The sequence below is a fragment of the Paraburkholderia sp. CHISQ3 genome, from assembly GCF_030464945.1.
GTDB lineage: Bacteria > Pseudomonadota > Gammaproteobacteria > Burkholderiales > Burkholderiaceae > Paraburkholderia > Paraburkholderia megapolitana.
Genome location: NZ_JALPRG010000004.1, coordinates 339,789 through 363,122, shown reverse-complemented (window position 1 = coordinate 363,122; position 23,334 = coordinate 339,789). Strand labels below are relative to the sequence as shown.

The 23,334-nt window shown below is 64.7% G+C and carries 16 protein-coding genes; 7 read left to right on the top strand and 9 right to left on the bottom strand.

The features are described from left to right. Positions 1-36: 36 nt before the first annotated feature. The 6 genes from cls to dapC all read right to left on the bottom strand — a co-directional run bounded on the left by cls (position 37) and on the right by dapC (position 6,285). Positions 37-1,476 carry a cardiolipin synthase gene (gene cls / locus M0D65_RS11520; protein ID WP_266252781.1) on the bottom strand — a complete coding sequence of 480 codons (1,440 nt, stop codon included), beginning with the start codon at positions 1,474-1,476 and terminating at the stop codon, positions 37-39. 148 nt (positions 1,477-1,624) lie between these two features. Then, the gene (gene prmB, locus M0D65_RS11515) at positions 1,625-2,509 is read right to left on the bottom strand and encodes a 50S ribosomal protein L3 N(5)-glutamine methyltransferase (protein WP_266252780.1); all 885 of its coding nucleotides are present in this window, start codon (positions 2,507-2,509) and stop codon (positions 1,625-1,627) included. A gap of 17 nt (positions 2,510-2,526) precedes the next feature. Beyond that, positions 2,527-3,666: a succinyl-diaminopimelate desuccinylase gene (dapE, locus tag M0D65_RS11510; RefSeq protein WP_266252779.1), complete on the bottom strand. Its 1,140-nt coding sequence runs from the start codon at positions 3,664-3,666 to the stop codon at positions 2,527-2,529. A gap of 122 nt (positions 3,667-3,788) precedes the next feature. Next, positions 3,789-4,154 carry an ArsC family reductase gene (locus tag M0D65_RS11505; protein WP_091013899.1) on the bottom strand — a complete coding sequence of 122 codons (366 nt, stop codon included), beginning with the start codon at positions 4,152-4,154 and terminating at the stop codon, positions 3,789-3,791. Further along, positions 4,154-5,002 carry a 2,3,4,5-tetrahydropyridine-2,6-dicarboxylate N-succinyltransferase gene (gene dapD, locus M0D65_RS11500; protein ID WP_091013896.1) on the bottom strand — a complete coding sequence of 283 codons (849 nt, stop codon included), beginning with the start codon at positions 5,000-5,002 and terminating at the stop codon, positions 4,154-4,156. The genes M0D65_RS11505 and dapD overlap by 1 nt, the downstream gene beginning before the upstream one ends. Before the next feature lie 65 nt (positions 5,003-5,067). Continuing rightward, the gene (gene dapC / locus M0D65_RS11495) at positions 5,068-6,285 is read right to left on the bottom strand and encodes a succinyldiaminopimelate transaminase (protein ID WP_266252777.1); all 1,218 of its coding nucleotides are present in this window, start codon (positions 6,283-6,285) and stop codon (positions 5,068-5,070) included. Between the two features lie 250 nt (positions 6,286-6,535). Between dapC and M0D65_RS11490 the strand changes: the two genes are divergently transcribed. The 5 genes from M0D65_RS11490 (at position 6,536) to def (ending at position 15,457) form a co-directional block, all read left to right on the top strand. Further along, positions 6,536-7,495 (top strand): DMT family transporter, encoded by a 960-nt coding sequence (locus tag M0D65_RS11490; RefSeq protein ID WP_266252776.1) that lies wholly within the window; start codon positions 6,536-6,538, stop codon positions 7,493-7,495. A gap of 148 nt (positions 7,496-7,643) precedes the next feature. Continuing rightward, positions 7,644-11,162, top strand: coding sequence for a chromosome segregation protein SMC (gene smc / locus M0D65_RS11485; protein WP_266252775.1), 3,519 nt, complete (start codon positions 7,644-7,646; stop codon positions 11,160-11,162). 113 nt (positions 11,163-11,275) lie between these two features. Continuing rightward, positions 11,276-12,499 (top strand): cell division protein ZipA C-terminal FtsZ-binding domain-containing protein, encoded by a 1,224-nt coding sequence (locus M0D65_RS11480; protein WP_266252774.1) that lies wholly within the window; start codon positions 11,276-11,278, stop codon positions 12,497-12,499. 376 nt (positions 12,500-12,875) lie between these two features. Further along, positions 12,876-14,927 carry an NAD-dependent DNA ligase LigA gene (gene ligA / locus M0D65_RS11475; RefSeq protein WP_266252773.1) on the top strand — a complete coding sequence of 684 codons (2,052 nt, stop codon included), beginning with the start codon at positions 12,876-12,878 and terminating at the stop codon, positions 14,925-14,927. After that, positions 14,924-15,457, top strand: coding sequence for a peptide deformylase (gene def, locus M0D65_RS11470; protein WP_091013882.1), 534 nt, complete (start codon positions 14,924-14,926; stop codon positions 15,455-15,457). The genes ligA and def overlap by 4 nt, the downstream gene beginning before the upstream one ends. 106 nt (positions 15,458-15,563) lie before the next feature. Here def and M0D65_RS11465 read toward each other — a convergent pair whose 3' ends face one another. From M0D65_RS11465 to map, 3 genes are read right to left on the bottom strand one after another with little or no spacing between them, the layout of a single operon-like run. Further along, a complete protein-coding gene (locus tag M0D65_RS11465) occupies positions 15,564-17,462 on the bottom strand; it encodes a pseudouridine synthase (RefSeq protein ID WP_266252771.1) in 1,899 nt (632 codons plus the stop codon). Between the two features lie 6 nt (positions 17,463-17,468). Beyond that, positions 17,469-20,048, bottom strand: coding sequence for a [protein-PII] uridylyltransferase (locus M0D65_RS11460; RefSeq protein ID WP_266252770.1), 2,580 nt, complete (start codon positions 20,046-20,048; stop codon positions 17,469-17,471). Positions 20,049-20,079: 31 nt separating this feature from the next. After that, positions 20,080-20,889 carry a type I methionyl aminopeptidase gene (map, locus tag M0D65_RS11455; protein ID WP_266252769.1) on the bottom strand — a complete coding sequence of 270 codons (810 nt, stop codon included), beginning with the start codon at positions 20,887-20,889 and terminating at the stop codon, positions 20,080-20,082. Between the two features lie 504 nt (positions 20,890-21,393). Between map and rpsB the strand changes: the two genes are divergently transcribed. Both rpsB and tsf read left to right on the top strand, forming a co-directional pair. Beyond that, on the top strand, positions 21,394-22,146 hold the full coding sequence (gene rpsB / locus M0D65_RS11450) for a 30S ribosomal protein S2 (protein ID WP_091013867.1): 753 nt from the start codon (positions 21,394-21,396) through the stop codon (positions 22,144-22,146). A 172-nt stretch (positions 22,147-22,318) separates the two neighbouring features. Next, complete coding sequence (gene tsf, locus M0D65_RS11445) at positions 22,319-23,200, top strand: translation elongation factor Ts (protein WP_091013864.1); 882 nt, start codon at positions 22,319-22,321, stop codon at positions 23,198-23,200. Positions 23,201-23,334: the final 134 nt, after the last annotated feature.

Sequence of the window (23,334 nt, the reverse complement as noted above, 5' to 3'; positions counted from 1 at the left end):
GACCGGCGCAAATAGCGGCGCAAACAGCCGCGTCGGTCAGAGGATCGGCGCAAACAGCCGCGCCACGTGCATCGCAATGCGCCGCCACGCCGGCGCTTTTTTGTATTCGTTCCGATCGATCTCGAACGATTCCGCGAAGTCGCGCATCAGCATCGCATGGACCTCGGCGGCGAATTCGCGATCGACAGTCAGCACCATGATTTCGAAGTTGAGCCGGAACGAGCGGTTGTCGAGATTCGCGCTGCCGATCGCCGCGGCCACATCGTCGATCAACACCACCTTTTGATGCAGAAAGCCTGGCCGGTAGCGGAACACCCGGATGCCGCTGCACACGGCGTCGTGCGCATACAGCGTCGACGCGGCGAACACGACACGATGGTCACGCCGGCTCGGGATCAGGATGCGCACGTCGACGCCGCGCAGCACGGCGAGCCGCAGCGCGGATAGCACGGCTTCGTCGGGCACCAGATACGGCGTCGTGATCCAGATGCGCATACGTGCCGCGTTGATCGCTTCGACGAAGAACAGCGAGCAGGTTTCGAAGCGGTCGGCGGGGCCGGTCGGCATGACGAGGCAATGCATGCCTTCGGTGGGGGCTTCGAACGGCGGCATCTCGAGCGCCGGCAACTGCTGCGTCGCCCAGTACCAGTCTTCGGTGAAGACGAACTGGATGCTCGCCACCGCGGGTCCGCGCACTTCGATATGCGTATCGCGCCACGGCGAAAGCGGCGGCTTCGCGCCGAGATACTCGACGCCGACATTGTGCCCACCGACAAACGCCCGCTTGCCGTCCACCACGACGATCTTGCGATGATTGCGGAAGTTGAGCTGGAAGCGATTGACGAAGCGCCGGTTGGTCGCGAACGGATGCATCTCGACCCCGGCCGAACGCAGCGCTGCGACATAGCGATGCGGCAGATCGAAACTACCGATGCTGTCGTACAGGAAGTAGATGCGCACGCCCTGGGCTGCTTTTGTGATCAGCGCTTCCTTGAGCATTTCGCCGAGCGCGTCGGCACGCACGATGAAGAACTGCACGACGATGTAGTGCTGCGCGCTTTCGATCGCATCGAGAATTGCCGCGAACGTCGCCTCACCGTTGACGAGCGTACGCACCGTGTTGCCCGGCAGGAACGGCATGCCGCCGAGATGCGTGAGCGAGCGCACGAGGCTGTGGCCGAGCGCATCGGTCGGCGCGCCAGCCGATGAAGCGCGCGTGTCCCACTCCGGCGGATGTGCCCGCGAGCGCAGCGTTTCGTTCTCGATGCGGCGCGCATCGGCGTAGCCGGCAAACTTGCTGCGACCGAGAAACAGATACGGGATGACTGTCAGATACGGCATCGCGACCAGCGACACCGCCCACGCAATCGCGCCTTGGGACGTGCGGGTATGCAGGATTGCGTGGCACGCGGCCGCGATGCCCAGCAGATGGGCGAGCAGGACGAGCGGGCCGAGGTGAAGTAAATCGAGTGGCATAGGCGGGCGCGGGTTGGCCGGGCCGGCTCGCGCATGACGTGCACGGCCGGTCGGCGGATGACGCTCATCTTACCGAAGCCACGCGAGTAGCGGTCGGGTTAGATGACGACCGGACTACGCGGGACCACTAACGACCACTCGATCCCGCTCAGACCGGCAGGTCGGCCGCCTGGATCAGGAACACGTTGTTGTCGCCGGCGCTCGTCGTCAGCCACACGAGATCGAGCCCGCCAAATGCAGCCTCGACGTGTTCGCGCTCGTTGCCGATCTCGACGACCAGCACGCCTTCATCGGTCAGCCATTCGCGCGCCGCACCGATGATGCGCCTCACGAGATCCATACCGTCCGCGCCACCTGCGAGCGCCATCTCCGGTTCATGGCGGTACTCGGGCGGCAGCAATTGCATCGATTGAGCGTTGACGTACGGCGGGTTCGTGATGATCACGTCGTAGCGTCGCTCGGGCAGCGGTGCGTAGAGGTCGCCTTCGAACAGCACGATCTGCTCGTCGAGTTCGTAGTCGTGCACGTTGCGCGCTGCGACTTCGAGTGCCGGCGCGGACAGATCGACAGCGTCGATGTCCGCGTTCGGGAACGCGTGCGCCGCGAGGATCGCGAGGCAGCCAGAACCGGTGCACAGCTCGAGCACGGCGCCGACCTGTTCCGGATCGGCTACGTATGGCTGCAACCCATCTGCGAGCAACTCGCCGATAAACGAGCGCGGCACGATCACGCGTTCGTCGACGTAGAAGCGATAGCCGTGCATCCACGCTTCCTTCGTGAGATACGCAGCGGGGATGCGATCGGTTGCGCGCCGTTCGATCACGTTCAGTACCGCGTCGATTTCAGCGGGCGCGAGGCGTGCGTCGAGAAACGGATCGAGCAGATCGAGCGGCAGATGCAGCGTGTGCAGCACGAGGTAGGCCGCTTCATCGTAGGCGTTAGCGGAGCCGTGACCGAACGCGAGCCCGGCCTGGTTGAAACGCGATACGGCGAAACGCAGCAGATCGCGGACAGTGGAAAACGGGAGCGTCATTGCTGCAGGGTCCTCGGTCAGGCGACCAGTTGTTCGAGCACGCGGCGATACACGTTTTTCAGCGGCTCGATGAAGGCGACGTCGATATGCTCGTCGATCTTGTGAATGCTGCCATTGGGCGGCCCGAACTCGACCACCTGCTCGCAGATCTGCGCGATGAAGCGGCCGTCGGAGGTGCCCCCGGTGGTGGAGAGTTCGGTGGTGACGCCGGTTTCGTCGACGATCGCGCGCGCCAGCGCTTCCGACAGATCGCCGCGTGGCGTGAGAAACGGCAGGCCGCTGACGCTCCATTGCAAATCGTATTCGAGGCCGTGACGGTCGAGAATTGCGTGGACGCGTTTTTGCAGTCCTTCCACCGTGCTGGCCGTCGAGAAGCGGAAGTTGAACAGCAGGTCCGCATGCCCCGGGATCACGTTGCTGGCGCCGGTGCCGCTATGCAGGTTCGATACCTGCCACGTGGTGGGCGGGAAGTATTCGTTGCCGTCGTCCCAGCGCTCGGCTACCAGTTCCGCAAGCGCGGGGGCGAGCACATGCAGCGGATTCTTCGCGAGATGCGGATAGGCAATGTGCCCCTGGATGCCTTTCACGATCAGCTTGCCCGACATCGAGCCGCGCCGGCCGTTCTTCACCATGTCGCCGAGCGTCGCACTCGACGTCGGTTCGCCGACGATGCAGTAGTCGAGCCGTTCGCCGCGTTCCTTTAAAGCTTCGACGACCTTGATGGTGCCGTCGGTGGCGGGGCCTTCTTCGTCGCTCGTGATCAGAAACGCAATCGATCCGCGATGTGCCACGTGCGCCGCGACGAACTCCTCGCTGGCGACGACGAAAGCGGCCAGCGAAGTCTTCATATCCGCGGCGCCACGGCCGTACAGCTTGCCGTCGCGATGGGTCGGTTCGAACGGCGGCGAGGTCCATTGTTCGAGCGGACCGGTCGGCACGACGTCGGTGTGGCCGGCAAAAACCAGCAGCTTGCCGTCGCTTCCCGACGTGCCGCGTTTAACGGCCCACAGATTGGTCACACCGTGCGATTCGATTGTTTCGCAATCGAAGCCGAGCGTGGACAGACGCTCGGTGAGGATGCGCTGGCAGTGCTGATCGTCGGGTGTGACGGACGCGCGCGCGATCAGCTGTTCGGTAAGGGCGAGGGTGCCGGACATGGATTGGGTATCCACCAGATTCAGATGCAAATGAAAAAACGCCGGCCCATAGGCCGGCTACTACGTGAGTCACTCAGCGCGGAGGCTGCTTGCGCAGATCCGCGAGGTCAGCGAGGTCAACGTCAAGCGAACAGCGTTGCGTATTCTTCCGCCGAAAAACCGAGCGTCTTGACCCGACCATTCACGACCACGACCGGCCGCTTGATGACGGAAGGCTTGTGGATCATCAGCGCGATCGCACCGGCCTGGTTATCGGCTGCTGCTTTCATGTCGTCGGACAGGCCGCGCCAGGTCGTGCCGCGGCGGTTCAGCAGCGCGTCGAGCGACACATCCTTGAGCCAGTCCTGCACGAGCGGCGCCGTGACGCCGGCCTTCTTGAAGTCGTGAAACTCGAACTCGATGCCGTGCTCTTCCAGCCAGACACGCGCTTTCTTCACGGTGTCGCAGTTCGGGATGCCATAGACGACGGTCTTGTTGGCGCGTGCCATCAATCGCCTCGCAGCAGCTCGTTTAGACCGACCTTGGCGCGGGTCTTCGCGTCGACCTTCTTGACGATCACGGCGCAGTACAGGCTGTGCGAGCCGTCCTTCGACGGCAGGTTGCCCGCGACCACCACCGAGCCCGCCGGAATGCGGCCGTAGGTCACTTCGCCGGTTTCGCGATCGTAAATCTTGGTGCTCTGGCCGAGATACACGCCCATCGAGATTACCGAGTTCTCCTCGACGATCACGCCTTCGACTACTTCCGAGCGTGCACCGATAAAGCAGTTGTCTTCGATGATCACCGGGTTCGCCTGCAGCGGCTCCAGCACGCCGCCGATACCGACGCCACCCGACAGATGCACGTTCTTCCCGATCTGCGCGCACGAACCCACGGTTGCCCACGTATCGACCATCGTGCCTTCGTCGACGTACGCGCCGATGTTGGTATAAGACGGCATCAGCACGACGTTCTTCGCGATGAACGCGCCGCGGCGCGCCAGCGCGGGGGGCACGACGCGAAAGCCGCCGGCAGCGAAGTCTTCCGCGGTGTAGTTGGCGAACTTCGACGGCACCTTGTCGTAGAACTGCGTGTAGTTAGCACCATTGCCGCCGTTACCGCCGGCCGGCATCGGCAGGTTGTCTTCGAGGCGGAACGACAGCAGCACGGCTTTCTTCAGCCACTGATTGACGACCCAGGTACCGTCCTTCTTTTCGGCGACGCGCAGCGTGCCGCGGTCGAGTTGCTCGATCGCGTGTGCGACGGCTTCGCGCACGTCGGCCGGTGCGGCTTTCGGCGACAGCTCGGTGCGGTTTTCCCAGGCGTTATCGATGATCTGCTGAAGTTGTTGCGACATATGGGTGCTTGATGAAGAGGTGTTTGAAATCGGGTGATGGGAGCGGTGGCCGGTTCAGCGTCGGGTTAGCGTTTCAGTCCCCGGCAAAACTCGACGATGCGCCGGGCACCTTCAGTGCACTCGTCGACATCCGCGACGAGCGCGATCCGGATGAAACCCCGGCCCGGGTTCGCATCGTGTGCGGTGCGCGCGAGGTATGAGCCCGGCAGAACCGTCACATTATAGTCGGCGTACAGACGCCGGGCGAATTCGTCGTCGGCGAGACCGGTGCGCTCGACGTTGGCCCACAGATAGAACGCCGCGTCCGGCAGACGCACGTCGAGCACCTCGGCCAGCATCGGCGTAACCGTGGAAAACTTCTGCACATACTTCGCGCGGTTTTCGCGCACGTGCGTCTCGTCGCTCCAGGCCGCGATGCTCGCCGTCTGGTAGACGGTGGACAGCGCGGCGCCGTGATAGGTGCGGTACAGCAGGAACTGCTTGAGGATCGCCGCGTCGCCCGCGACGAAGCCCGAGCGCATGCCCGGCACGTTCGAGCGCTTCGACAGGCTCGACAGCATGACCAGCCGTTCGAAACCGCGCCCGAGCTTATGTGCGGCTTCGAGTGCGCCAAGCGGCGGCTGCGCTTCGTCGAAGTAGATTTCCGAATAGCATTCGTCGGAGGCGATCACGAAGCCGTAGCGGTCCGACAGCGCGAACAGTTCGCGCCAGTCGTCGAGTGTGAGCACGGCGCCGGTCGGGTTGCCTGGGCTGCATACATAGAGCAACTGGGTGCGGGCCCAGATGTCGGCGGGAATCGCCGCGTAGTCGCATGCGAAGTTGCGCGCCGGATCGCTGTTGGCGAAATACGGTTGCGCGCCGGCGAGCAGCGCCGCGCCTTCGTAAATCTGGTAGAACGGGTTCGGACAGAGTACGATCGCGGGCTCGCCGCCGGCCGTACGGGCCGGATCGATCACCGTCTGTGCGAGCGCGAACAGCGCTTCGCGCGAGCCCGCTACAGGCAGGACCTGGGTGGCCGGATCGACGGGCGGCAGCGAATAGCGCCACGTCACCCAGCGCGCGATCGCGACGCGCAGCGCTTCCGAGCCGAGCGTCGCCGGGTAGGACGCGAGCCCATCCAGCGAGGCGACGACGGCGTCGCGGATCAGCGTCGGCGTCGGATGTTTCGGCTCGCCGATGCCGAAGCTGATATGCGGCAGTCCGGCGGGCGGTGTGACGCCCTTGAACAGCGCGCGGAGCTTTTCGAACGGGTAGGGCTGGAGGGAGTCGAGGAGCGGATTCACTTGGCGGATCGGGTCGGATCGAAGACGGGCGGAGGCAGGTGCGTGCGGCGGTCGGCGCACACAATGACCGGAGCGCGGGCGCGGCTTCCGGCAACCTCGCGATTATAGCGTGGCCGGCAGGCTGCGCGGGGCGCGGCGGGCGGTGGTTGAGCCCGGTGGTTGAGCCCGATAACGCCGCACCGGCAAACGGAACAGAACAGGAACGGCAATTGGTCACGGTACGGACGACGATCGCGGTGGGCGCCGCACAATGAACACGACCAGCCCCTGGCTGCGCAACTGGCCCGTGCTCGCCATCATGCTGGGAGCATCGGTATGGGGAATGATCTGGTATCCGCTGCGGATGCTCGCGGCGCTCGGCGTGAGCGGCACCGTGGCCAGCGCATCGACGAGCGCAGCCGCCTGTCTGTGCGTGCTCCTGCTGCGGCCCCGCGCGATCGCCACACTGCGCTGGCACTGGCTGATACCCACGCTCGGCTTGACAGCGGGCATCACCAATCTCGGCTTCGTCTGGGGCACGATCCACGGCGAAGTGATGCGCGTGCTGCTGCTGTTCTATCTGACGCCCGCATGGACCGCGCTATTCGCGCATTTCATCCTGCGCGAGCGTTTGACGTGGGCGGGTGCGGGACTGGCGGCGCTGTCGCTGGCCGGGGCGATGCTGATGCTGTGGTCGCCGCGTCTGGGCATGCCGATGCCCGGCAATCTCGCCGAATGGGCCGGGCTGGCCGCGGGCATGGGCTTCGCGATGAGCAACGTGCTGATCGTGAAGACGAGCCGCGTGCTGCCGGACATGAAAGCCGAGATGCGCACTGCGACGATCTTCGGCGGGGCGGCGATCTTCAGCTCGTGCGCGTCGTTCTTCGAAGCGATGCCCACGCCGCCCGCCGGCACGCACCTTGTCACGGCCGCGCTGCTGGTGTGCGCGCTCGGCTTCGTCCTTGCCACCAACAACATGCTCGTGCAGTACGGCCTCGCGCGCGTGCCGGCGAACCGCGCGTCGATCGTGATGCTGTTCGAGATCGTCGTGACGGCGCTGTCGGCATGGCTCTTCGCCGGCGAGACGCCGGGGCCGCGCGAGTGGGCCGGCGGCGCGTGCATCGTGCTGGCATCCGCGCTGGCGAGCTGGGTGCACCGCGCCCGGCCCGAGCCGCTCGACGGGCCTGGCGACGAAGCGGAGCGCCGGAATCGTTCACGCGCGATGGTATGATTGCCTCTGCCCGCCGCAGCGCGCCTGACCGCGCGTATGCGGCGCCAGGTTCGCGGCGGGTCCGCGCGTCGGCTCGCTACATCGCTGGGCGATGCAGCCGGCAGTCGCGGTCCGTGTCCCTTTTCTCTTTTCAATCAGCGATATCGCCGTGCGTCTGACCTCGATCAAACTCGCTGGCTTCAAATCCTTCGTCGATCCCACGCATTTCCAGGTTCCGGGCCAGCTTGTCGGCGTGGTCGGTCCCAATGGCTGCGGCAAGTCGAACATCATCGACGCCGTGCGCTGGGTGCTGGGCGAATCGCGCGCGTCCGAGCTGCGCGGCGAATCGATGCAGGACGTGATCTTCAACGGCTCGACCGCGCGCAAGCCGGGCAGCCGTGCCAGCGTCGAACTCATCTTCGACAACGCCGACGGCCGTGCCGCCGGCCAGTGGGGCCAGTATGCGGAGATTGCCGTGAAGCGCGTGCTGACACGCGACGGCACCTCGAGCTACTACATCAACAACCTGCCGGCCCGCCGGCGCGACATCCAGGACATCTTCCTCGGCACCGGCCTCGGGCCGCGCGCGTACGCGATCATCGGGCAGGGCATGATCTCGCGGATCATCGAGGCGAAGCCCGAAGAACTGCGCGTGTTCCTCGAAGAGGCCGCGGGCGTATCGAAGTACAAGGAACGCCGCCGCGAAACCGAAAACCGTCTGCACGATACGCGCGAGAACCTGACGCGCGTCGAGGACATCGTCCGTGAGCTTGGTGCGAACCTCGAGAAGCTCGAAGGGCAGGCGGTCGTCGCAACGAAATTCAAGGAACTGCAGACCGACGGCGAAGAGAAGCAGCGGCTGCTGTGGCTGCTGCGCAAGAACGAGGCGGGCGGCGAGCAGGAGCGTCAGCAGCGCGCGATCGAACAGGCGCAGATCGACCTCGAAGCCCATACCGCGAAGCTGCGCGAAGTCGAAGCGCAGCTCGAAACGCTGCGGGTTGCCCACTATTCGGCCAGCGACGCGATGCAGGGCGCCCAGGGCGGCCTCTACGAAGCGAATGCCGAAGTGAGCCGGCTCGAAGCGGAGATCCGCTTCATCGTCGAATCGCGCAACCGCGTGCAGGCGCAGATCGCGGCGCTGACCGCCCAGCGCGAGCAATGGAATGCGCAAGCGGCCAAGGCCGGCGACGATCTCGGCGATGCTGAAGAGCAACTGGCCGTCGCGGAAGAAAAGGCCGCCGTCGCTGAGGAAAGCGCCGCTGCGAAGCACGACGCGCTTCCGGCGCTCGAAACACGCTGGCGCGACGCGCAGACGCAGTTGAACGAAGAGCGCGGCGGTATCGCACAGACTGAGCAGGCGTTGAAGCTGGAAGCCGCGCATCAACGCAACGCCGATCAGCAACTGCAGCAACTGCAGCAGCGTCACGAGCGGTTGAAATCGGAAGCGGGTGGGCTCGATGCACCGGACGAAGCGCAGCTCGAAGAGTCGCGCATGCAGCTCGCGGAACACGAAGAGATTCTGCAGGATGCGCAGGCGCGTCTCGCCGATGCGCAGGAAACGCTGCCGCGCCTCGATGCCGACCGGCGCGCCGCGCAGGAGCGTGTGCAGGCCGAAAGCGCACAGAACCATCAACTCGATGCACGGCTTGCAGCGCTCAAGCAGTTGCAGGAAAACGTGCAGACCGAAGGCAAGATCCAGCCGTGGCTCGACAGGCACGAACTGGGCGGCCTGCCGCGTCTGTGGAAGAAACTGCATGTCGAGGCCGGTTGGGAAACCGCGCTCGAATCGGTGCTGCGCGAGCGGCTCGCCGCGCTCGAAGTGTCGAACCTCGACTGGGTCAAGGCATTCGCCACCGATGCTCCGCCGGCCAAGCTCGCGTTCTACGCGCCACCCGTGGCCGGCCCCGCGCCTGACGCCCCGGCCACGCTGCGCCCGCTGCTGGCGCTGGTCCGCATCGACGACGCCGGGCTGCGCGCGGTACTCAACGACTGGCTCGGTCGCGCGTTCGTTGCCGACGACCTGCAGCAAGCGCTGGCCATGCGCACGCAGTTGCCCGAAGGCGGCGCGTTCGTCGTCAAGGCCGGCCATGTGGTGACGCGTGTCGGCGTGCAGCTCTATGCCGCCGATTCCGAACAGGCCGGCATGCTGGCACGCCAGCAGGAGATCGAGAACCTGACGCGCCAGGTGCGCGCGCAGGCGCTGCTTGCCGAAGAGGCGAAGTCGGCAGCGATTCGTGCGGAAGCGGCGCACACCCAGGCGGCGCAGGTGCTGACCGACGTGCGGCAACAGGCCGAACGCGCGACGCAGCGGGTACACGCGCTGCAGATGGATGTGCTGAAGCTCGCCCAGGCGCATGAGCGCTATACGCAGCGCAGCACCCAGATCCGCGAGGAACTCGAAGAGATCACCGGGCAGATCGACGAACAGCGTGCGCTGCGTGCCGAATCGGAAGCGAACTTCGAGCGTCACGATACGGAACTGGCCGAATTGCAGGCGCGTTTCGAAGACAACCAGCTTGCCTTCGAAGCCCTCGACGAAGCGCTCAGCAACGCGCGCACCGAAGCGCGCGACCTTGATCGTGCTGCCACCGATGCGCGCTTCGCCGCACGCAACATGGCGAACCGCATCGATGAACTGAAGCGCAGCATCCAGATCGCGCACGAGCAGAGCGAGCGAGTGGCAGGGTCGCTGGAAGACGCGCGGGCAGAACTCGAAACGATCAACGAGCAGACCGCGCACACCGGTTTGCAGGAAGCGCTGGAGCTGCGCGCGGTCAAGGAAGCGGCGCTGCAGGCAGCCCGGCTCGAGCTCGACGATCTGACGGCGAAGCTGCGCCAGGCCGACGAAACGCGCCTTACCGCCGAGCGCGCACTGCAACCGCTGCGCGACCGCATCACCGAACTGCAGTTGAAAGAACAGGCTGCGCGCCTGAGCGGCCAGCAGTTCATCGAGCAGCTTGCCGAGGCTGGCATCGACGAGGCCGAGCTGCAGGCGAAGCTCACGCCGGACATGAAGCCGTCGTACCTGCAAGGCGAGGTCACGCGCATCAACAACGCGATCGCGGCGCTCGGGCCGGTGAACATGGCCGCGCTCGACGAGCTGAAGGCCGCGAGCGAACGCAAGGCGTTCCTCGATGCGCAATCGGCGGATCTGACCAGCGCGATCGACACGCTCGAAGACGCGATCCGCAAGATCGATCAGGAAACGCGTACGCTGCTGCAAGGCACGTTCGACGAGGTCAACAAGCACTTCGGCGAACTGTTTCCGCGGCTGTTCGGCGGTGGGCAGGCGCGGCTCATCATGACCGGCGACGAAATTCTCGACGCCGGCGTGCAGGTGATGGCACAGCCGCCGGGCAAGAAGAACTCGACGATCCACCTGCTGTCGGGCGGCGAGAAAGCGCTGACCGCGACGGCACTCGTGTTCGCGATGTTCCAGTTGAATCCGGCGCCGTTCTGTCTGCTCGACGAAGTGGACGCGCCGCTCGACGACGCGAACACCGAACGTTTCGCCAACCTGGTTCGCGCGATGGCGGAAAAGACGCAGTTCCTGTTTATCTCGCACAACAAGATCGCGATGGAGATGGCGCAGCAACTGATCGGCGTGACGATGCAGGAGCAGGGCGTGTCCCGGATCGTCGCCGTCGATATGGAAGCGGCGGCAGGATTCGCACAGAATGCGCTTTGACGCGCGGGTTTGAATCACATGCGCCGGCGGCCCTGTCGTAGACTCGGGCAAACCGCGGCAGGCAAATGAGCTGGCAAGTGAATTGAAACAAGGGAATTGCTGATGGAGCGTGCATGGACGAGTTGACACTCGGTTTGATCGGTGCCGGCGCTGTGGTCGTCGGAGGTGTGGTGGCGTACAACGCCTGGCAGGGCGCGAAAGTGCGCCGCAGGATGCCGCGGCCGATGCCGGCCGATGCCGCCGAAGCGCAGGCCCGCGACGATCAGGCGGAACAGAGTCCGTTCATCGAGCCGGCGCGCCAGCCGGTGCGCCGCGAACCGGCGGCGGGCGAGACCGGCGCCAGCGTGGCGCCGCGCGTCGAGCCGACGTTCGGCGCGGTTGCGCCGCTCGATACACCGGCCGATATTCAGGCCGAGGCGACGACGCCAAACGGCTTTCCCGAGAGTGCGGCCGAGGGTGGGCCCGACGAAGCGGCCGAACCGATCCTGCCTGCCGCGACGACGATCTCGTCTGCGCCGCCCGCCATCGTGGACCGCCGTATCGATTGCATCGTGCCGATCCGGCCCGCCGCAACCGTGGCTGGCGACAAGGTGATTCCGTTTGCGCAGCGCTTGCGTCGCGCGGGCAGCAAGCCCGTGCATATCGAAGGCAAGCCGGAAGGTGGCGGTGCATGGGAGCTGTTGCAAAACGGCGTGCGCTACGAGGAACTGCGCGCGGCTGCGCAACTTGCGAACCGCAGCGGGCCGCTCAACGAACTGGAGTTCTCCGAGTTCGTGACGGGCGTACAGCAGTTCGCCGATGCAATCGATGCATCGCCGGAATTTCCCGACATGCTGGAAACCGTCGCGATGGCGCGCGAACTCGACGGCTTTGCCGCGCAGTGCGACGCGCAACTGTCGATCAACGTGATGTCGGATGGCGCGCCGTGGTCGGCGAATTACGTGCAGGCAGTGGCGTCGCAGGACGGACTGCTGCTGTCGCGCGACGGCACCCGCTTCGTCAAGCTCGATGCGAAGCAGAGCCCGGTGTTCATGCTGCAGTTCGGTGACACGAATTTCCTGCGCGACGACCTGACCTACAAGGGCGGCCAGATGATCACGCTGGTGCTCGACGTGCCGGTGGCCGACGAGGACATCCTGCCGTTCCGGCTGATGTGCGATTACGCGAAGTCGCTGGCTGAGCGGATCGGCGGGCGCGTGGTCGACGATCAACGCCGGCCGCTGCCCGAAAGCGCGCTTCTCGCCATCGAAAAACAACTGATGACGCTGTACGCAAAACTCGAACAGGCGGGGATTCCGGCGGGTTCGCCGGCTACTCGGCGGTTGTTTAGTCAGTAGTTCAACAGCTAAGGTTGGTGCAGCGCGGTGTGGGGTAAGGGTGTTCCATGTTTACTTCACACACCGCGCGCGACCGGCTTCTCCGCTTTCGCTTCCCGATAGTGTTCTGATACCGCACGGCTTCGCCTTGTGGGTCCGTGCGTCAGCGGCCTCGCCGCTGTCCATCGGTTCGAGGCCGATCCTGCCTTCCACGTGCATGTTTTCGCCGTGCCAACCGCGGCAACCGCGCTGACGCGCGAAGCCGCTTCACTTCGTACCAATATCGACTGCCCGTGCGTATCCGCGCACACTTTGGCACACCCATTCGGCCGATGCCACGGCCCGCGCTTCCTGCGATAATCTGACGTCTGAATTCCACCTGCGAACCATCCACAGCATGGCCCGAACCAGCGTCTCCAAACCGGCATCCAGTGGCCCGTCCGAACGGGTCGCGTGGCTGCGCGCAGAGCTTGAGCGCGCGAATCACGCGTACTACGTGCTCGATCAACCTGAATTGCCGGACGCGGAATACGACCGGCTTTTTAAGGAGCTACAGCAGATCGAGTCCGAGCACCCCGATCTGGTCACGCCCGAATCGCCCACCCAGCGGGTCGGCGGCGAAGCGGCGCGGGGTTTCGAGCCCGTCGTGCACACGCAGCCGATGCTGTCGCTCAACAACGGTTTTGCCGACGAAGACATCGCCGCGTTCGACCGGCGCGTGGGCGATGCGCTCGGTCACACGCCGGTCGGCTACGCGTGCGAACTGAAGTTCGATGGGCTTGCCATTTCGCTGCGTTATGTCGATGGCCGATTCGTGCAGGCATCGACGCGCGGCGACGGTGCGACTGGCGAAGACGTCACCGAAAACATCCGTACCGTGCGCTCGATTCCGCTCACGCTCAAGGGCCCGCGCGTCCCGAAGGTGCTCGACGTGCGCGGCGAAGTGCTGATGTTCAAGCGCGACTTCGAGCGTCTCAACGCACGGCAGCGCGAAGCGGAACAACGCGAATTCGCGAACCCGCGCAACGCGGCGGCCGGCAGTTTGCGGCAGCTCGATTCGCGTATTACCGCGCAACGTCCGCTGTCGTTTTTTGCGTACGGAATCGGTGTGCTCGAAGGCTTCGAGATGCCCGGCACGCACAGTGAGCTGCTCGACTGGTACGCGGAGTTGGGACTGCCCGTGAACGGCGAGCGGGCTGTCGTCGAAGGGGCGGATGGATTGCTCGCGTTCTTTCACGCAGTCGGCGAGAAGCGCGAGCGGCTGCCGTATGACATCGATGGCGTGGTGTACAAGGTGAACCGCCGCGACGAGCAGGACAAGCTCGGCTTCGTGTCGCGGGCGCCGCGCTTTGCGCTCGCACACAAATTCCCGGCTCAGGAAGCACTGACGAAGCTGCTCGCTATCGACGTGCAGGTCGGCCGCACTGGCGCGATCACACCGGTGGCGCGGCTGGAGCCGGTGTTCGTCGGCGGGGCGACGGTGACCAACGCCACGCTGCACAACGAAGACGAAGTGCGTCGCAAGGACATCCGCATCGGCGACACGGTGATCGTGCGGCGCGCCGGCGACGTGATTCCCGAAGTGGTTAGCGCGCTGCTCGACCGCCGTCCGGCGGACGCGCACGAATTCGTGATGCCGACCGTGTGCCCGGTGTGTGGCTCGGCGATCGAGCGGCTGCCGGACGAGGCGATTGCGCGCTGCACCGGCGGGCTCTTCTGCCCGGCGCAGCGCAAGCAGGCGCTATGGCATTTCGCGGCGCGGCGCGCTCTCGATATCGATGGGCTCGGCGAAAAGATCATCGACCAGCTGGTCGAACAGAACCTCGTGCGTACCCCTGCGGACCTCTTCAATCTTGGCTTCGCGACGCTGTCCGCGCTCGATCGCTTCGCGGACAAGTCGGCACAGAATCTGCTCGATTCGCTCGACAAGGCGAAGCATACCACGCTCGCGCGCTTCATTTACGCGCTCGGTATTCGCCATGTGGGCGAATCGACTGCGAAAGACCTTGCAAAACATTTCGGCTCGCTCGATCCGATCATGAACGCGTCGGTTGAAGAGCTGCTGGAGGTGAACGATGTAGGGCCGGTGGTAGCCGAAGCGCTGCATCAGTTCTTCGCCGAAGAGCACAACCGCACCGTGATCGAACAACTGCGTGCACCGGGCCGCGTCACGTGGGAGGAAGGACCACCCGCGCCGAAGGCGCCGCAAGGTGTGCTCGCCGGCAAGACCGTGGTGTTGACCGGGACCTTGCCGAACCTGTCGCGCGAGATCGCGAAGGAAATGCTCGAAGCGGCCGGCGCGAAGGTGACCGGTTCGGTATCGAAGAAAACCGATTACGTGGTGGCCGGCGCCGAAGCGGGCAGCAAGCTTGCGAAAGCCGAGGAACTCGGCATCACGGTGCTGGACGAAGATGGTATGCGCACGCTCCTGGAGGGGCACTCAACATGATTCGCGAAATTCTCAAGATGGGCGACCCGCGGCTGCTCCGCATCGCCGCTGCCGTCGATCATTTCGACACCCCCGAGCTGCACGAACTCGTGAAGGACATGTTCGAGACGATGCACGATGCGAACGGCGCCGGACTTGCGGCGCCGCAGATCGGTGTCGATCTGCAGGTGGTGATCTTCGGTTTCGGTCATAACGAGCGTTATCCGGATGCGCCGCCGGTGCCGGAAACGGTGCTGATCAACCCAACCATTACACCGGTGTCGCAGGACATGGAAGAGGGCTGGGAGGGCTGCCTGTCGGTGCCGGGCATGCGCGGCGCGGTGAGCCGTTTTTCGATGATCCGCTATCACGGCTTCGACCAGTTCGGCACACCGATCGATCGGGTCGCGGAAGGCTTTCATGCACGCGTCGTGCAGCACGAATGCGATCACCTGATCGGCAAGCTGTACCCGATGCGTATCACCGATTTCTCGAAGTTCGGTTTCACTGAAATCCTGTTCCCCGATCTCGATCCGAATAGCGACGATTGATTGCTTCGGTTGAGCGCGGCGAACTGCGCATGCGTTAAAAAGCCCACGTTTTCGTGGGCTTTTTAACGTCGGGCCTTTCCTGGATTGAGTCCCTGGGCGATGCGCGTCAGAACAACTCGTCGGCGCTCAGATAGCGCCATTGCCCTTGTGGCAGTGCGCCCAGCATCACCTTGCCGATGCGCACCCGCTTCAACCCGACGACCCGTAGCCCAACGGCTTCGCACATGTGGCGGATCTGCCGTTTCTTGCCCTCATTCAGGACGAAACGAAGCTGCTCACTGTTCTGCCAGGTGACCTTCGCGGGTTTGAGCGGCACGTCGTCGAGGGACAGGCCGTGACACAGCAGCGCGAGGCTCTCGGGAGGGAAGTGTTGATCGACGTCGGTTTCGATGTCGCCGTAGGCGACCCGGACCAGATACTCCTTGTCGACCTCGGAATGCCCTCCGATCAACTGCTTCGCGACCCGACCATCCTGGGTCAGCACGAGCAGCCCCGTCGAATCGATGTCGAGCCGTCCGGCCGGTGCCAGCGTCCGCAGATGTGAGGGCGAGAACTGGGTACCCGAATGGTCGCCTTCCCAGCGGTTGGCCGGCGTGACCAGCGCGACCGCGGGTTCGTAGCCGTCTTCCGCCTGCCCCGATACATAGCCGACCGGCTTGTGTATGAGGATCGTGACCTGCTTTGCCTGCATGGCCTGTGCGGCAGGATCGATGTCGATGCGTTGATCGGGGCGGACCTTCGTACCCAACGTGTCGATCACCACGCCGTCGACCGTTACCCAGCCTTTCTCGATCCACTCGTCGGCCTCGCGGCGCGAGCACATGCCGAGTTCGGACATCAGCTTCGACAGACGCAGCGTGCCGGGTTCGTCGTCGCGTTCGCGCGCTGGCCTGAAGGGCTTGGGGTCATCCGCGCGTTTGGCGCGCCTCGAGCGTTGATCGTCGAGCTTCGGGCCGGGATAGGGGCTGTTGTGCTCGTCAGCGGTGCGACGTGCGGCCGGGCGGGCCGGACGGGTGTCCTCGGCCGGCCGGGTAGTGCGGCCTTCGTATCCGCCCTTGATGGGTTGTGCGATGCGACGTTCCTTGCGCTCGGGGGCGCTGTCGCGTCCGGTTTCGCGTTTCTCGCCTGATCTGAAGACGGGCCGCTCGCTACGGTCGCTCGAAGCTGCGCGCGGGCCACGTTCGGTGGGGACGCGACGGTCGCTCGCGTCGCGGTCCGGGCGCGGCGCACCGCGTTCGCCCGTGAAACGTGCCGGTCGTGCCGCGTCGCGATTGCGCGGCGCGTCCGGGTTGCCGTCGCGTGGCGCACGTACTCCGCCAGTGCGACGCGGTTCGCTGTCGAAGCGCCGGGCCGGGCCGTCGCCACGCGGACGCTCGCCGTCAGCACGGCGTGATGGGCCATCACCGCGGGTACGTTCACCGTCGAAACGTCGCGCCGGACCATCGCCGCGCGGGCGGTCGCCATCGGCACGTCGGGTCGGGCCGTCGCCACGTGGACGTTCACCGTCGAAACGTCGCGCCGGACTATCTCCACGCGGACGTTCACCATCCGCACGACGTGCCGGGCCATCACCACGCGTACGTTCACCATCCGCACGACGTGCCGGGCCATCACCACGCGTACGTTCGCCATCAGCACGACGTGCAGGGCCATCGCCACGCCCACGCTCGCCGTCAAAGCGTCGAGGTTCGCCCTCGGCGCGGCGGGGCGGCCGCTCGGACGGCGCACGTCGCGCGTCGGATCTAACGCCACCCGCGTCGGACGCCGGCTTGCGCCGCTCGCCAGTAGCAGCGGCGAACTTGCCCGCCGGACGCTTCTCCGCACCCGCTGCACCCGCCCGCGGCGGCTTACCCGCGCCACCAGATCCAGCAGACCCCGCGCCCCCCGCAGATTTACCCGCACCCGCCCCGCGCACAGGCTTCCGCGCAGACGTACTACCGGTGCGCACAGGGGCGCGTTCGGACGAAGCCGGCCGCGGATGCTTGGCTGTTAATTTGACTCGCATGAAATCTCACACTGCGATCGCGCGCAGCAGCTCGGTCTCGACCTGAATTTGCAGGCGGTTGTCCGACAGGCCGCGTCCGTCCAGCAGAAACACGTCCTCGACGCGTTCGCCGAGCGTATTGATCCGCGCCGCATGGACGCCGACCCGGTGCTCAGCCAGCACACGCGCGATCGAATAAAGAAGGCCTGGCCGGTCGTTGGCCGACACGGACAGGATGTAGTACTGGCCGCGCTCGTCGGCCCGCAGGTCGACGCGCGGCGTCACAGGGAACGTGCGCGAGAGCCGCGACAGACGGCCCTTCGACGGTTCCGGCAGCAGCGTGCCGCCAGCGGTTAACCGGGCGGCGAGCTCCTGCTCCACGAGATTCGCGATGTCGCGATAGTGCACGTCCCGTTCGGTGTGCGCAACGAGGAAGTTATCGAGTGCGTAGCCGTGTTTCGTCGTGCTGACCCGCGCATCGAGCACCGACAGCCCGTTGCGGTCGAAATACGCGCAGATGCCGGCGAACAGATCCGGACGATCCTGCACATAGACGAGCACCTGCAGCGCTTCGCCGATCGGCCATGGGCGCGCGCGGACGATCGGCGTCGGTGTATTGACGTGGCGATGCAGCACGCGCGTTTGCCACGCGATATCGGCGGCATCGTGGCGCAGGAAATAACCGACGTCGAGTTGATCCCACAGCGCGCTATGCGCGTGCTCGGGCACGGTTTCGAGCCGCAGCAGTGCGAGCGCCTCTTCCTGACGGGACTTCAGCTCCGAATGCGCATCGGGCTGCGCGCCGCCGAGCACATTGAGCGTCGTGCGATAAAGGTCTTCGAGCAGCTTGCCTTTCCACGTGTTCCAGACCTTCGGACTGGTGCCGCGGATATCGGCAACCGTCAGCAGATACAGCGCTGTCAGGCGCCGCTCGCTGCGGACCAGTTCGGCGAAGCGCTTGATGACCTCGGGGTCGCTCGTGTCCTGCTTCTGCGCAAACTGGCTCATCGTCAGGTGATGCTCGACCAGCCAGACGACGAGCGCCGTATCGTCGGCTTCGATGCCGTGCTCGCGACAAAAGCGTCGGGCGTCGGCCATACCGAGCTTCGAGTGATCGCCGCCGCGGCCCTTCGCGATATCGTGGAACAGCGCCGCGACATACAGCACCCACGGCCGCTCGAAGTTGGCGATCAGCTGGCTGCAGAACGGGTATTCGTGCGCATGCTCGGCGACCGCGAAGCGGCGCAGGTTGCGCAGCACCATCAGGATGTGCTGGTCGACGGTGTACACGTGATACAGGTCGTGCTGCATCTGTCCGACGATGCGGCGGAAGTTCAGCAGGTAGCGCCCGAGCACGCTCGTCTGGTTCATCAGCCGCAGCGCGTGCGTGATGCCTTCAGGCTGCTGGAGGATTTCCATGAACATGCGACGGTTTTCGGGGTCCCGGCGCCAGTGCCGGTCCATCGTGTCGCGCGCGTTGTAGAGCGCGCGCAGCGTGCGCGCGGACAACCCTTTGACGCCGCGAATCTTCTCGTACAGCAGGAACGCTTCGAGAATCGCATGCGGTTCGCGCTCGAAGACGTCGTCGCCGGCAATCTCCAGCATGCCTTGCTTCTCGACGAAATGGTCCGAGAGCACACGCGTGATGCCGCTCGTATCCGGAAACAGCTGCGCCTCGATGTTCTGGATCAGGATCGTCGCCAGCTGCGTGACGGCTTTCGCTGCCCAGTAGTAGCGGCGCATCAAATGTTCGCTGGCGCGTTTCGCGTCAGTAGCCTTGTGCCCGAAGCTTTCGGCGACCGCGATCTGCAGATCGAAGACGAGAATGTCCTGGCGCCGCCCGGCGATCACATGCAGTCGCGCGCGCAGCGTCTTCAGGAAGCTCTCGTTGCGACGCAGTCCGCGTGCTTCCCGCTCGGTGATCAGGCCGCGTGCATCGAGTTCGCGCCAGCTGCTGCCGAAGCCCGCCGCCTGCGTGACCCAGAGGATCAGTTGCAGATCGCGCAGGCCGCCGGGGCTTTCCTTGATGTTCGGTTCGAGCGAGTAGGGCGTGTCCTGGAATTTCGCGTGGCGCTGACGCATTTCCAGCACCTTCGCCTGAAAGAAGGCGCGCGGATCGAGCGCCTCGCGATAGCGCACGGCGAAGCGCTCGAACAGCGATGTGCTGCCCACAATTCGACGTGCTTCGAGCAGCGAGGTCCGCACGGTGATGTCGTTGGCGGCTTCTTCGAGACATTGCTCGACGGTGCGCACGCTGCTGCCGAGTTCGAGCCCGAGATCCCACGCGAGGCCAATGAAGCGCTCAAGCCGCGTTTCAAGCTGCGGATTCGGCCCGTCGGGCAGCAGCACCAGAATGTCGATGTCGGAAAACGGCGCGAGTTCGCCACGTCCATAACCGCCGACGGCCAGCAGCGTCAGCGTAGGCGGCAGTCCACACGCATCCCAGGCGCCGCGCAGCGCGGTATCGGTGAGACGCGCGAGCGAGCGCATCAGCGTATCGACGTTGCCGGCGGTCCTGAAGCGCTCCAGCAGCGCGGCCTTCGCTATCTTGTAGTCCGCCTTGAGCGACGTAGCACTGAAAAGAGGAACAACCTGGACGCTACTCATGGGCACGCGGCGGACAAGGGAAACGGAAAGCTCAGGCGGTAGCGGCGCTGAGCGCCGGCCGGGCGGGCGTACCGGCGGAGACGGTCAGCACGTCGTGCCCCGTTTCCGTGACGAGGACGGTGTGCTCCCACTGTGCGGACAGGCTGCGGTCTTTAGTCTTGACGGTCCACTGGTCGGGCATGGTGCGGATATCGCGGCGGCCGGCGTTGATCATCGGTTCGATCGTGAAGATCATGCCGGTCTGCAATTCGAGGCCCGTGCCGGGGCGGCCGTAGTGCAGGATTTGCGGATCTTCGTGGAACACGGTACCGATGCCGTGACCGCAGTACTCGCGCACGACGCTATAGCCCTGCGCCTCGGCATGCCGCTGGATCGCGTAGCCGATGTCGCCGAGATGCACGCCCGGGCGCACCTGCTCGATGCCGAGCCACATACATTCGAAGGTGGTCTGGACAAGCCGCTTCGCGAGAATCGACCCTTCACCGACGATAAACATCCGGCTGGTATCGCCGAAATAACCGTTCTTGATCACCGTAATGTCGATGTTCAGCGCGTCGCCGTTCTTGAGCGTTTTCTCGCCGGGGATGCCGTGGCAGATCACGTCGTTAACCGAAATGCAGGTGGCTTTCGGGTACGGCGGGTAGCCCGGCGGCTGATAGTTGAGCGGGGCCGGTACCGTGCCCTGTACGTTCAGCATGTATTCGTGGCACAGCCGGTCGAGTTCGCCGGTCGTGATGCCGGGCTTGACGAAAGGCGTGATGTAGTCGAGCACCTCGCTCCCGAGGCGGCATGCAACGCGCATTTGCGCGATATCGTGTTCGTTTTTGATCGTAATAGCCATGGGATGGGCCTGAAATGCGTCTATTGGGCGAATTATCGCACCATATTGAGGGTGCCGCTGGCTTTTGAGACGACCCGGAGCCGCCTTGGAGGCCAGCGGACGGGGCTGTGGCGCCCCGGTTTGCGCCGAAACGCGTGCCCGGAGGTGCAACCGGCGGCTTAAGCCATGTGCTACCAGGTATCCATCGGACCCATTGAGTCGGGCGATAGTCACATGCTATAATCGCGGGCTACGTCGTTCCTGATTTGTTAGATACCGGTTTGTGTGCGGTGTTGGGCGAATTCAGGAGGACTGGTTCTCGCGGCGGGCGCTTCCTGCGTCGCGACGATCCTCGAGGTGCTTGCCTATGTAATAAGTACGGGCGCCTCGAACAAGCAGGAAGCGAAGCAGCAAACTCGCAAGCCGGCGCACCCAGGGTGTCCGCAGCGTCAGGTCTTCACAAAGGTGAGGGCGGCGCGGTGGATGCGGCAGCCGGCTTAAGACCCAACCCTCGCGGAGATTTACATGGCAGTCACCATGCGTCAAATGCTGGAAGCCGGTGTCCACTTCGGTCACCAAACGCGCTTCTGGAACCCCAAAATGGCCCCGTTCATTTTCGGCCATCGCAACAAGATTCACATCATCAACCTCGAAAAGACGCTGCCGATGTACAACGACGCGCTGAAGTACGTGCGTCAACTGGCAGCGAACCGCGGCACGATCCTGTTTGTCGGCACGAAGCGTCAATCGCGCGACACGATGGCTGAAGAAGCGCTGCGCGCTGGTATGCCGTATGTCAACGCACGCTGGCTCGGCGGCATGCTGACCAACTTCAAGACGCTGAAAGTATCGATCAAGCGCCTGAAGGACATGGAAGCAGCTGTCGAATCCGGCGAAACCGAACGCATGAGCAAGAAGGAAGCGCTGCTGTTCGAACGCGAAATCCAGAAGCTGCAAAAGTCGATCGGCGGCGTGAAGGACATGGGCGGCATTCCGGACGCGATCTTCGTGGTCGACGTCGGTTACCACAAGATTGCCGTTACCGAAGCGAACAAGCTCGGCGTGCCGGTCATCGCAGTGGTCGACACGAACCACTCGCCGGAAGGCATCGACTACGTGATCCCGGGTAATGACGACGCCAGCAAGGCTGTCGCCCTGTACACGGCAGGCGTGGCCGACGCGATCCTCGAAGGCCGTGCGAACTCGGTCAACGAAGTGGTCCAGGCCGCACGCGGCGACGACGGCGACGAGTTCGTCGAGGTCAACGCGGAAGCGTAAGCGACCCCGTGACCGGCCAAAAAGGGGGCTTTCTACAGGCCCCCTTTTTTTAAGCCGTAGCGTTTAGCAGGACCATCGCCGGCGCGTAAAAAAATGCGCCGCGCGGAAACGAATTCTTGCTGTCGGCATCGAATGCGGACGGCGTGTGAAAGACAGACCCAAGGAGCGAATGATGGCGGCAATTACCGCAAGCATGGTTGCAGAACTGCGCGCGAAGACCGATGCGCCGATGATGGAATGCAAGAAGGCGCTGACGGAAGCTGACGGCGACATGGAACGTGCCGAAGAACTGCTGCGTGTGAAGCTCGGCAACAAGGCGAGCAAGGCAGCATCGCGCGTGACGGCAGAAGGCGTGATCGCCTCGTTCCTCGGCGACAACGCGGGCGCGATCGTCGAACTGAACTGCGAAACCGACTTCGTTTCGAAGAACGATGATTTCCTCGCGTTCTCGAAGACTGTCGCTGAACTGATCGCGAAGCAAAACCCGGCTGACGTGGCTGCGCTCGCCGCGCTGCCGCTCGACGGCCAGACCGTCGACGCCGTGCGCCTCGCACTGGTCGGCAAGATCGGTGAAAACCTGTCGATCCGCCGTTTCGCGCGCTTCGCAACGTCGAACAAGCTGGCAGCGTACCTGCACGGCACGCGTATCGGCGTGCTGGTCGAGTACACCGGCGCGGACGAGCAGGTCGGCAAGGACGTCGCGATGCACATCGCCGCGATGAAGCCGGTGTCGCTGTCGGCCGACGAAGTGCCGGCGGACCTGATCGCGAAGGAACGCAGCATCGCCGAACAGAAGGCTGCCGAATCCGGCAAGCCGGCTGAAATCGTCGCGAAGATGGTTGACGGCAGCGTGCAGAAGTACCTGAAGGAAGTCTCGCTGCTGAACCAGCCGTTCGTGAAGAACGACAAACAGACAATCGAGCAGATGCTGAAGGCTGGCGGCGCGTCGGTGCAGAAGTTCGCACTGTTCGTGGTCGGCGAGGGCATTGAGAAGCGCCAGGACGATTTCGCTGCCGAAGTGGCCGCGCAAGTGGCTGCTGCAAAGCAACAGTAAGCGTTGGAGGTTGGCGCGGCACCATGCTGCGCCAGCACGTTGTATCGTTGGACCCGCGGCGGGGCACAAGCCCGCCGCGGCCTGAAGTGCCGCAAGGCTGTCCGTGGGTCGACCCTCGCGCCGCAGCCGCCCCG